At 39.4% G+C, this 12585-nt stretch carries 8 protein-coding genes; all 8 read left to right on the top strand.

Annotated features, from left to right (window positions below):
- Positions 1-44: 44 nt before the first annotated feature.
- The 8 genes from rplQ to P162_RS05390 all read left to right on the top strand — a co-directional run bounded on the left by rplQ (position 45) and on the right by P162_RS05390 (position 12548).
- Positions 45-617 (top strand): 50S ribosomal protein L17, encoded by a 573-nt coding sequence (gene rplQ / locus P162_RS05425; RefSeq protein WP_031426223.1) that lies wholly within the window; start codon positions 45-47, stop codon positions 615-617.
- Between the two features lie 150 nt (positions 618-767).
- On the top strand, positions 768-1889 hold the full coding sequence (gene carA / locus P162_RS05420; protein WP_031426221.1) for a glutamine-hydrolyzing carbamoyl-phosphate synthase small subunit: 1122 nt from the start codon (positions 768-770) through the stop codon (positions 1887-1889).
- A 162-nt stretch (positions 1890-2051) separates the two neighbouring features.
- A complete protein-coding gene (eno, locus tag P162_RS05415; protein WP_031426220.1) occupies positions 2052-3341 on the top strand; it encodes a phosphopyruvate hydratase in 1290 nt (429 codons plus the stop codon).
- Positions 3342-3915: 574 nt separating this feature from the next.
- A complete protein-coding gene (locus tag P162_RS05410) occupies positions 3916-5202 on the top strand; it encodes a citrate synthase (protein ID WP_031426219.1) in 1287 nt (428 codons plus the stop codon).
- Between the two features lie 268 nt (positions 5203-5470).
- Positions 5471-6385, top strand: a complete 915-nt coding sequence (locus P162_RS05405; RefSeq protein ID WP_031426218.1) for a dimethylarginine dimethylaminohydrolase family protein — start codon at positions 5471-5473, stop codon at positions 6383-6385.
- Positions 6386-6653: 268 nt separating this feature from the next.
- Positions 6654-7706, top strand: a complete 1053-nt coding sequence (locus P162_RS05400) for a LacI family DNA-binding transcriptional regulator (RefSeq protein WP_031426217.1) — start codon at positions 6654-6656, stop codon at positions 7704-7706.
- A 189-nt stretch (positions 7707-7895) separates the two neighbouring features.
- The gene (locus P162_RS05395) at positions 7896-10931 is read left to right on the top strand and encodes a SusC/RagA family TonB-linked outer membrane protein (RefSeq protein ID WP_051907789.1); all 3036 of its coding nucleotides are present in this window, start codon (positions 7896-7898) and stop codon (positions 10929-10931) included.
- A 12-nt stretch (positions 10932-10943) separates the two neighbouring features.
- On the top strand, positions 10944-12548 hold the full coding sequence (locus tag P162_RS05390; protein ID WP_051907788.1) for a RagB/SusD family nutrient uptake outer membrane protein: 1605 nt from the start codon (positions 10944-10946) through the stop codon (positions 12546-12548).
- The last annotated feature ends 37 nt before the right edge of the window (positions 12549-12585 follow it).

Raw genomic sequence — 12585 nt, 5'->3', positions numbered from 1 at the left:
TCCTCAGAACGGGTTGAGCAAGATGACCGCTAAAATAAAATTTCATGAGACATCGTAAGAAATTTAATCATTTAGGAAGAAAGACTGCACATAGAAAGTCTATGCTTGCCAATATGGCTTGTTCCCTAATTGAGCATAAACGAATCAATACCACCATAGCGAAGGCTAAAGCGCTGCGTGTTTTCGTTGAACCTGTGATCACAAAATCTAAGGAAGATACAACACATAACCGTCGTCTTGTTATGAGTAAATTGCGTCAAAAAGAAGCGGTAACCGAGCTTTTTAGAGATGTTGCTGTTAAAGTAGGGGATCGTCCCGGTGGTTATACGCGTATCATCAAATTAGGCAGCCGTCTAGGTGATAATGCAGATATGGCTATGATCGAGCTAGTAGACTATAATGAAGTTTACAATACTGCGAAGAGTGCCAAAAAGAAGTCTACACGTAGAGCTGGTAAGAAAACCGGAACTAGTGAAGAAGAAAATGCACAGGATACGAAAACAGTAACTTCTGAAGATACAAAAACTAAAGCTGAAGCACCTAAAGAGGGAGCTAAAGCGGAAGAAAAAAAGGAAGATAAATCTGAAGGAAAAGAAGAGAATGATTCAAAAGAATAAAATTCAATTCTAATAATTTAGAAAAGGGATAACCCACTGGGTTTATCCCTTTTTTTATGATTATTTTTGTCAAATTTTAGCTGTTAAAAGAGGTTTTTTTACCCAATTAAACAGTTTTTTATAACTCCAACGGAAAAGAAAAAGCTTATTATGAAATATCAAACCAAAAGAAAAGCACTTATTTTATTGGCTGACGGCACCATATTTTATGGAAAAGCCGTGGGTGATCAGGAAGGTACAGCAATAGGAGAAGTATGTTTTAACACGGGAATGACCGGTTATCAGGAAATATTTACAGACCCGTCGTACTACGGTCAGCTTATGGTTACCACTAATGCCCATATAGGTAATTATGGTGGAAATAATGGGGAAACAGAATCTGATACCGTTAAAATATCAGGGCTTATCTGTAAAAATTTCAGCTACACATACTCACGAACGCGTGTGGATGAATCCCTGGAAGCTTTCCTTAAAAACAACAACCTCTTCGCAATTTCAGATGTTGATACGCGTGCACTCGTGGCCTATATACGTGATCAGGGTGCAATGAATGCGATTATCTCAACAGATGTTGATAATATCCCTGATTTACAGAAGCAGCTGGAAGCCGTTCCAAATATGAACGGACTTGAACTTGCAAGTAAAGTCTCTACTAAAGAAGCCTATACCTTTGGAGATGAAAATGCACCCATTAAGGTTGCGGCACTAGACCTGGGGATTAAGAAGAACATCCTAAGAAATATGGCCAAGCGGGATATGTATGTCAAGGTATTTCCCTACGATACTTCATTAGAGGTAATGAAGGAATTTGAGCCTGATGGCTTTTTTCTCTCCAATGGTCCCGGAGATCCGGAACCTTTGCATGGGGTAATTGAAGTGGCCAAAGAAATAATCAATGAAAACCTGCCGCTATTTGGAATATGTCTCGGTCATCAGATCATTGCTTTGGCTAATGGCATAGGTACATTCAAAATGCACCATGGCCACAGGGGAATCAACCATCCCGTAATCAATAAAGTTACCGGCAAAGGTGAAATAACTTCACAAAACCATGGTTTTTCAGTAGACTATGATCAGGCGATAACTAATAAAGATATTTCCGTGACACATTTTCATCTCAATGATAAGACCGTAATGGGTCTGGAAATGAAAGATAAAAATTGTTTCTCAGTTCAATATCATCCAGAAGCAGGTCCCGGGCCTAATGACGCTACCTATCTTTTTGATGAATTTATTAAAAGAATGAGACCTGAAGGAAAAATTGGGGCTTAATCGTATACAGTCTTAAACCTTGGTTTTTGGTATTCAAAGTATAATATAAATTCAAGTTTAAGCCTGTATTAAATATTGTTTAAAGCGCCTACTATATGGGCAAAACTCGACCATAATCCTTATATTGTTAATATTATAAAATTAATCTAAACCAAAAATAAAATGAGCATTATAATTAATATCCACGCCCGTCAGATTTTCGATTCTCGGGGTAATCCTACTGTAGAAGTTGATGTTATCACAGAATTTGGAGCCATGGGACGCGCTGCTGTTCCTTCAGGAGCATCTACTGGAGAACATGAAGCGGTAGAACTTCGCGATGGTGGTAAAGACTACATGGGCAAAGGTGTACAGAAAGCTGTGGATAACGTGAATAATGTGATTGCACAGGAGCTTATAGGTACTTCGGTATTTGAGCAGAATGAGATTGATCAACTGATGCTTGACCTGGACGGCACCAAAAATAAATCAAAACTGGGCGCTAACGCCATTTTAGGCGTTTCCCTGGCATGTGCCAAAGCGGCCGCAAACGAATTGAATATGCCCCTTTATCGCTACATTGGCGGGGTAAGTGCAAATACGTTGCCAGTACCTATGATGAATATTATCAATGGAGGTTCCCACAGTGATGCCCCTATTGCATTTCAGGAGTTTATGATCATGCCTGTAAAAGCGAAGAGCTTTACACATGCTATGCAAATGGGAACAGAAATATTTCACAATCTGAAAAAGGTATTGCATGATCGCGGCCTTACCACTTCAGTAGGGGATGAAGGAGGTTTCGCACCCACGCTTGAAGGTACCGAGGATGCGCTTGAAAGTATTAAAACTGCTGTTGATAAAGCTGGTTACAAGCTGGGTGATGATGTAATGGTAGCATTGGATTGCGCCGCTGCTGAATTTTATGTAGATGGTAAATACGATTATACAAAATTTGAAGGGGATAAAGGTATTGTACGCTCTAGTGAAGAACAAGCGGAATATCTTGCTGAACTTGCAGGTAAATATCCTATTATATCTATTGAAGATGGTATGGATGAAAATGATTGGGAAGGCTGGAAATCACTTACAGATAAAATTGGAGACAAAGTTCAGTTAGTAGGGGATGATCTTTTTGTTACCAATGTGGAACGACTTAGCAGAGGTATCAATGAGAAAATTGCCAACTCTATCCTTATTAAAGTAAATCAAATAGGAACTCTTACCGAAACCATCGCAGCTGTAAATATGGCCCATAATGCAGGTTATACTTGTGTGATGTCACATCGCTCTGGAGAAACGGAGGATAATACCATTGCTGACCTTGCTGTAGCATTGAACACAGGTCAAATAAAAACAGGTTCTGCTTCTCGAAGCGATAGGATGGCTAAATACAACCAACTATTGCGCATTGAAGAGGAACTGGGGGATACTGCCTATTTTCCACAAGAAAATGCTTTTAAACTGAAATAAATAGCATTTTAACGCTAAAAAACACCCTGTACGGGTGTTTTTCTATGTTCTAATGATTGTAAAATTTATATTTGGTAGGGTTTTTATTGCATTTTGACGTGTGTAATCTATATAAAATCTCTTATTTCGAAACTTATTTAAAAAATCTAGGTTCATTTTTATTAAAATCTTAGATTTAATAAATTTAAAATCAAATACTTAAACGAAGGTAGTATTAATCTTACAAATAAAAATAAAAAATTATTTTTTGTTTTGTAAGATTTTTTTTAGTTTAGCATCTGTAATCTAGTCAAGGATATTAAAGCACCCAGCTTTATCGAAAATTTTGAAAATTTTAAGTTGGGTGAAAGAATGGATTTGAAATCGAAAGAGAGTAAAATCCGTTCTTCTTAAAATCCCCAAGATATTCAAGACTAGGTTTGAAGTTGGGTAAGGGGCATGTGACTTTAAGTCGCTGCCCCTTTTTTTCTTTTAAGGTTTATTTAACCTGTGCTTTACCTAGTCAGGTCAATAAATTGCAGGCTTTTTTGTATTTTTAACAATAACGATTTTAAACAGTATAAAACAATAACTGATGGCAGAGGATGCTAAACTTAAGATAGATGGAGCTGATTATGAGTTTCCATTAATAACTGGAACTGAAAAAGAAATTGCAATCGATATAGGCTCTTTGCGTGGTGTTACCAAAGGGGTCACGACTTTAGATCCTGGATTTAAAAACACAGCGAGCTGTGAAAGTGCTATAACATTTCTGGATGGGGAAGAAGGTATTTTAAGATACCGTGGTTATGCTATTGAAGATTTAGCGGATAAAGCAAGTTTTCTGGAAGTTGTTTATTTGCTAATCTTTGGAGAACTACCTACAGTAGATGAGTTGGATAAGTTCCACAGTGATATTAAAGATGAGAGCCATGTAGATGAAGACGTAAAAAAGATTCTTGGAGGTTTTCCAAAATCGGCACATCCCATGGGCGTTCTTTCTTCACTCACTTCGGCATTGACCGCATTTAATCCTACTGCTGTAAATGTGGATTCTGAAGAAGATATGTATAATGCTATAATTAAGCTTCTGGGTAAATTCCCAGTTCTGGTAGCATGGACTATGCGTACCAAGATGAGTCAACCATTGGACTATGGAAGTAACAATCTGGGATATGTGGAAAATCTTCATAAAATGATGTTCTCCCGTCCCAATAAAGATTACAATGTAGATCCACAGGTAATAGAAGCACTTGATAAATTGCTTATTTTACATGCAGACCACGAGCAAAACTGTTCAACATCTACCGTACGAATGGTGGGTTCTTCACAAGCCGGACTTTTTGCTTCCATTTCCGCAGGTATCTCTGCACTTTGGGGGCCTTTGCATGGTGGTGCCAATCAAGCCGTAATTGACATGCTTGAGGCTATCAAGACTGATGGTGGTGATACTAAAAAATATATGGCCAAAGCGAAGGATAAAGAAGATCCTTTCCGTTTAATGGGCTTTGGTCACCGTGTTTATAAGAATTTTGACCCTCGCGCTAAGATTATCAAGAAAGCAGCAGATGATGTGCTTGAATTGATGGGTGTTGAGGATGAGGTGCTGGATATTGCAAAAGGCTTAGAGAAAGAAGCTCTGGAAGATAGTTATTTCGTTGACCGGAAGTTATATCCTAACGTTGATTTCTACTCAGGTATAATTTATCGTGCATTAGGTATACCCGTTGAAATGTTTACCGTAATGTTTGCAATGGGCCGTGTGCCTGGTTGGATCGCACAATGGCGCGAGATGCGTCAGCGCAAAGAGCCTATAGGCAGACCTCGTCAGGTATATATAGGGGAGACACATCGTGAATTTAAAGAAATCAAGGAGAGGTAAACCAATTTGAATTTATTGTTAACGGGCCTTCAAATTATTTGAAGGCCCGTTTTTTTTCTGACGAGGATAAATTTTTCTATGTTGTAATGGGGAAATATTTAAATTTAAAGGGATTCTTATTGGTTTGGCTTTTACGCTATCAGTCTTTGACTAAAGCGGAATGCAATGAGCTTTGGCTCTTCAATTAGAGATGTTAGGTTATCTAATTTGAAAATTTATAAAAATCCCACAAGAATCAAATAGTTAGATAAAAAGCAAGTAATCGTATATGATAAAATTAAATGTAAAAGATGAAACTTCCAGACTGCGTTCTGTAGTGCTGGGAACCGCATTAGAAATGGGAGGGACTCCTCCGCTTGAAGAGGCATACGATCCCAAATCGCGATTGCATATAGCTGCGGGAACATACCCAATGGAAGAAGATATGATTCAGGAAATGGATGCTGTAGCTGCAGTTTTTGACAAGTATGCCATACAGGTTTTTAGACCTAAGTTGCTTCATGCTTATAACCAGATTTTTGCCCGGGACATAGGTTTTGTGATAGATGATTATTTCATAAAGGCAAATATTTTACCAGATCGTGAGCGGGAGATAGATGCGATACAGCATGTACTAGATCAGATGGCGATTGATAAGGTTATCCGGTTTCCGGAAGATGCGCATATTGAGGGTGGCGATGTAATGCCATACGGTGATTATCTATTTGTGGGAACATATAGGGAAACCGATTATCCAGATTATGTGATCGCACGGACTAACATGAAAGCTGTCAAATGTTTAGAAGAAGCCTTTCCTGAAAAGAAAGTCGTTTCTTTTAATCTTAGAAAGTCGAATACTGACGCGTATGCGAACGCTCTCCATTTGGATTGTTGTTTTCAACCCATTGGTAATGATAAAGCTATCCTGCATAAAAATGGTTTTCTTGAGGTTGAAGAATACGAGTGGCTGGTAAATTTTTTCGGGCCTGAAAATATTTTTGAAATTACTGCGGAAGAAATGTATCATATGAACTCAAATGTATTTTCTATATCTCCGGAAGTGGTTATTTCAGAAAAAAGATTTACTCGGTTAAATACATGGCTGCGCACTCAGGGTATTAAAGTGGAAGAGGTTTCTTATGCAGAGATATCAAAACAAGAAGGCTTATTGCGATGTAGTACATTACCCCTGGTCAGGGAGTAAAGTACCATACTTAGTTTACGTTGTTAAAAGACCTAATAACTTATGCTATTTTTTATAAATAAATTTTCCGTTCATTGGAGAGGTTATTTGGAGAATTTTAAAAACGGAAATCTGACTTTTCACTATTAAATCAATGCGCAATATACTAACAAAAATAGATACAGGATTGTTACAAAATCTTAAAGGAGATTGTTCTGCGCTTTATGCCAATTGGGGCTTTTACCGAAGGTTTTTTGTATTTTCGATTTTGTAAAGAAAAATTTGCCCCATGACGACAAAAGAAATAGCAAAACTCGCTAATGTATCCTTAGGTACGGTAGACCGGGTTATTCATAATCGCGGAAAGGTTGCACCCAACACTAAAAAGAGAGTTCTAGAAATTCTGGAACGGGTTAATTACCGCCCCAATATTTATGCACGCGGACTTGTACTGAATAAATCATTTACTATTGCTGCGCTTGTTCCCGCTTTTGAACCGGGGGAGTATTGGGAAATACCCCAGCAGGGTATAAGAAAAGGAACAGAGGATCTGCAGCAATTTGGCATGCAGGTAAAAATTTTTGAATTTGACCAGAATTCCCCGGAATCATTTATTGATCAGGCCAGCAAGGTGTTGGAGTTGAGGCCAGATGGGGTCATACTGGCGCCGGTGATCAATTTTGAAGCGGTTAAATTCACCCTGAAATTAAAAGATTTAAAAATCCCGTTTACACTTATAGACTCTAACATTGCAAACAGCGGGGCGCTTTCATTTATAGGGCAGGATGCTTACCAGAGCGGAAAACTTGCAGCAAAATTACTCAAACTCGAAATAATGGGAAGTGGTGCAATTTCTATCATATCTTTAAAAAATAATGAAAATCATAATAAAACCCTTCAAAAAAGAATTGAGGGATTTAAAGATTACTTTCTTGGTAGTGATGTTTTAAATAAAATCAGTTTGCGTGAATTTGACATTCATCAGCGTAATAAGGACTGGAAAGAAATATTAGTAGAAGCCTGTAAGCTGCAGGGCACAGACGGTATATTTGTTCCCAGCTCTAAAGTGCATTATGTGGCTGAAGTACTTAAAGACCTGAAATTAGATATAAGGCTGGTAGGTTATGATCTAATTGAGAAAAACAGAATGTACCTTAAAAAAGGTATTATTAATAGCCTTATTTGCCAACAACCTGAAAAACAGGGGTATATAGCTTTAGATGATTTTTATAAAGCATTAGTTCTAAAGCAGATGATTCAGAAGGAAAGATATCTTCCCCTAGATATTGTGGCCCAGGAAAACCTGGATTATTATGATGATACTTTAATGAATTACAATTAGATTTTTTCAAAAAATGTGCACGTAGGTAATTTTAACATAAAATATTTTAATAAGTATTAAAATATCATAACTTAGCATCCCTAATTAAAATTAATAAATCGTTGTAGTGATAAAAAATAGTTATTTCTTAATAAATTTATTTCAATAATGTGTACGTGCACATTGTTGTTTTGTTTAAAACCTGACAATATGATTAAAAACTACTTTACAACATGTTCCTTAAATTCGGTTAAGATTCTTATCGCTTTATTCTTAATCTTTAGTTGGGAAAAAGGAAGATCGACAACAGGCATAAATTATTTCGGTTTCCAGGGTTTTCCGGTTGAAGGGAAAATTTTAGATAGTGAAGGTATGCCTTTGCCAGGCGCCAATATTTTAGAAAAGGGGACCAGTAATGGCGTACAGTCTGATTTTGATGGAAATTTCTCCCTCAATGTAAGTGGTGAAGATGCGGTATTGCTTGTTTCTTATGTGGGTTTTGCCCAGCAGGAGGTAAGTGTAGGCGGCCGTTCTACTATTGAAATTACCCTCGAAGAAGATGCTGCCGCACTGAGTGAAGTTGTGGTAGTGGGTTATGGTACTCAGCGCAAACGGGATGTAACCGGTGCTATTAGTTCAATTTCAGACGAAGATATAAATATAACAAAAGAGAGCAATCCTATAAACGCACTTTCGGGAAAAGTCGCCGGTCTTGATGTGGGTGTTAGTAGTTCGCCGGGGTCATCCCCCAGCGTATTGGTGCGGGGCAGAAGTTCATTAAATTTTTCTAATGAGCCCTTGCTGGTTGTTGATGGTATTCCCATAGAAGGGGATCTCAATGACATCAACTCTAGTGATATCGCATCTATTGAAGTGCTAAAAGACGCCTCTTCGGCAGCAATTTATGGCGCCAGGGGAGCTAATGGTGTGATCCTGGTTACCACCAAACGGGGTAAACTGGGTAAAGCCACTATAACGTATGAGACGTATTACGGAAATTCAAAAGTTGTAAATAATTTTGATCTTTTAAATGCAGATGAATATGTAAGGCTTCGCCAGGAAGCAACACGGGCCGGTGCGGAAGAAGAGCAAGGGTTACTGCCGGGCAGCCTGTCCATTCCTGCGGTTGAAGATGTGCTCACCCCGCTTCAGTTAGCTGCTTACAGAGATGGGGTTAATACCGATTTTCTGGATTTGGGAACACGTGTGGGTAATCAGCTCAACCACAGTTTTGGTATTTCCGGAGGTTCAGAACGCATCAGGTATAATGTGTCCCTCAATTATTTTAGTCAGGAAGGTGTTTTTAATCTGGCAGATTATGAACGGATCAGTTCGCGGGTGAATCTGGATATTAATGCGACAGACAAAATTAAAATCGGTCTCTCCCAGCAAGCCAATTATGGCAAAGCCAATAATTACAACCCTCTTCTCGATCTGATCAGGCAGCCGCCGCTGGTGAGGCCCTTTAATGCAGACGGCACGCCAACTTTAGATCCGCTGGCTGATGGGCTTGTTTGGAACCCTTTAAGCAATGAAGCTCCCGGAAATTACATAAATGAAACCATCAACTACAATTACTTCGCCAATTTTTTTGGGAGCTATCGTTTTAGCGATGATTTAAAATACACCTTGAATGTTCAGCCGCAGTTTGAAGCGATCACAGATAACGACTTTAGGGCTTCTCAGTCTGACAGTCAAACCGGCGGCCTCTCTCAGGCCAGTAAAGAGCAACGCATCATAACCGCTTATACTATTGAAAATATCGTGAATTATTCTACCGCTTTTAAGGATATTCACACTCTGGATGCGACCTTGCTCTATAGTTTTCAAAAAACAAAGCGGGATTTTTTGCAGCTGAGTGTGCTGGGGCCGGCGGCAGACAGTCAGACCTTTAATAACCTAGGTGATGCCTCTCAAATTGATGCCAGAGACAGCAGTCTGGAGACAGAATCCTGGGTTTCCTATATGGCGCGATTTAATTACGGTTTTAAAGACCGATACCTCCTCACCTTAACCGGAAGATACGACGGGTCGTCTAAACTCTCACAGGATCATAAATATGGTTTTTTCCCTTCGGCTTCGGTAGCCTGGAGGGTTATAGAAGAAGGTTTTATGAAAAAGCAACACCTCTTTGGTGATTTAAAAGTACGGGCCGGGTACGGTGAAGTGGGGCGTAATCCTATAGCGCCTTACTCCACTTTTGGTGGTATTGCACGCGTAGAAAATAGCTTTGGGAATAACCCTGCATTTGGTTTCAGGCCCCAAGATATTGCCAATCCAGATCTTAAATGGGAAACTACCAAAACCTTTAACGCAGGGATTGATTTTGCTGTTTTAGATAATAGAATCAGTGGTTCAGTAGATTATTACCGCGGGCGTACAGAAGATTTATTGTTAAATCGGGTTCTTCCGTCCACTTCCGGGTTTAATTCGATTCTGCAAAATGTAGGGATTACCGAAAATGAAGGTTTTGAAGTGGTGCTGTCAACGTTAAATATAAAATCTGAAAATTTCACCTGGAGCACAGATTTCAATTTCTCGAGAAATAGGAACGAAATTGTCAAATTGCTGGATAGTGAAAATGATGATGTAGGTAATGGCTGGTTTATTGGTCAGCCCCTAAGCGTTTATTACGACCGTGTGTTTTCTGGCATCTGGCAGATCGATGAAGCTGAAGTTGCAAATAGTTATGGCAGAAGACCCGGCGATATCAAATTGGCAGATATAAATAATGATAGGGTGCTCAATGATTCTGACCGAAGAATACTGGGGCAGCAGGACCCCAAATGGATTGGGGGGTTAACCAGCAGAATGACCTATAAAGGTTTTGATTTTACAGTTTCTGCCTACACCCATCAGGATTTTCTTGTAAATGCAGAGCCTATTGATATAACCACATTATTTGGTCGCTTTAATGATTTAGACCTTGATTACTGGACGCCGGAGAACCCCACTAACGCATTTCCCAGGCCGAACGAAAATAGGGAGCGGCCTTTAGATAATGCTACTTTAAATTACAGAGATGGTTCTTTTGTAAGAATTCGAAATATTACCCTGGGGTACAATCTGGAGAAAGAAGTTACCGATGTTTTAGGAATTCAAAAACTACGTTTGTACGCGAGTGCGCAAAATGCATTTTTATTTACCGCTACAGATATTGAAGGCTTTGATCCCGAACTGGGTGTGGGTGATGACTTTATTTCTGCGCCCAGAACATTGATGCTGGGTCTTGATGTAACATTTTAAAAATTTAGAATTATGAAATTAATAAAGTCAATAAAGATCCTATTTATAGTAAGCCTGTTAACCTCTTCTTTTTCCTGTAGCGAATTTCTGGAAGAAGAACTAACCGGTGACCTCACCGGCGATGGTGTATTTATAGATGAAGAAGGAATAGATTTTGCCCTTAATGGTACCTACGCATCGCTGGGTACATTTATAGGAGCTAATGGCAATATTGAGACTGGATGGAATTTAATAGCTTTTGGTACAGATACATATACCAATGGATCAGACGGAGGTTTTAAATACTTCAACACCTATAATTCAGATCTTAACGCCAGTTCTACTGTGGTAACTGAATCCTGGGATGCTTTTTACCTGGGGATCAATTCTGCCAATACGGTACTGAACAGAGCTCCGGAAGTACTGAACAATAATCCTGAAAAGTTGGAAAATGTGGTTGCGCAGGCTCGATTTTTAAGGGCTTATATGTATTTCTGGCTTTCAAGGGTTTGGGGTCCGGTACATTATACAGATCAGGAAACGCAGGGGCCACAGACAGAAGCGTATAGAATGCCGCTGGATGAATTGTACCCTAAAATAATAGAAGATCTGCAATTTGCCGAAGAGCATTTGCCACCTGTGCAGGACGAGTACGGAAAAGCTACTTCCTGGGCAGCAAAAGCCGTTTTGGCCGATGTGCATCTATTTCGGAAAAACTATACGGAAGCTGCAACTTACGCAGAAGATATCATTGATAATGGTCCTTTTGAACTGGTTCGCCCATTTGCAGCTTTGTGGGATACAGAAAATGAGCAAAACAACGAAGTTATCTGGTCTATACAATTTGCAGACGACCTTCAATACGACAATGGTGGCAATGCTGCTCATATGTTTTTCCTGATGCAGTATGATGTACTTCCCGGAATGCAGCGAGATATCGAAAATGGAAGGCCCTGGAAGCGGTTTCGTCCCACAGATTATCTTTTAAACCTTTACGATATGCAGGATACACGCTTTGATGGGACTTTTAAGACCGTCTGGTATGCTAACAATCCAGATTCGGCGCCAGAAGGTGTTAAGGTTGGTGATACGGCAGTTTATCTACCCCGAGTGCCCATGACCCCGGAAGAAAAAAGCAGTAAACCCTATGCGGTCAATATCTTTAATCGGGATGAATATACCGAAAAGATCTATCCATCAACTATAAAATGGCTACAACCCGAGAGGATTTCAGTTAATCAGGAGTCTGGTGACAAGGATTTTGTAACATATCGCCTGGCGGAAATTTATTTAATCGCGGCAGAGGCTAATGCCTTAAAAGCTGCGCCAGAACAGGATAAAGCACTGCAATATTTAAATGAGGTACGAATGCGAGCTTACGGTGTGGATGATGTTTCAGAACTTCCAGTCATTACTCAGGTAGACCTTAGTGTCATTCTTGAGGAACGTGCCAAAGAATTAGCTCAGGAAGGAAAACGATGGTTTGATCTGGTGCGCACCGATACCTTTGTACAGCGCGTTCGGGAGCATAATCCCCAGGCAGCATCTAATGTACAGGAATTCCATAAATTAAGGCCAATCCCATTGACTCAAATAGACAGAACCTCGACCGAATTTGCTCAAAATCCCGGTTATTAAGGTACAGATGATTATAGAGAGCGACTTCTTGGTTTTT

The sequence above is a fragment of the Flavimarina sp. Hel_I_48 genome (assembly GCF_000733945.1).
GTDB lineage: Bacteria > Bacteroidota > Bacteroidia > Flavobacteriales > Flavobacteriaceae > Leeuwenhoekiella.
Note: the sequence above shows the minus strand (reverse complement) of the source record. Positions and strands in the feature narration are given on the sequence as shown.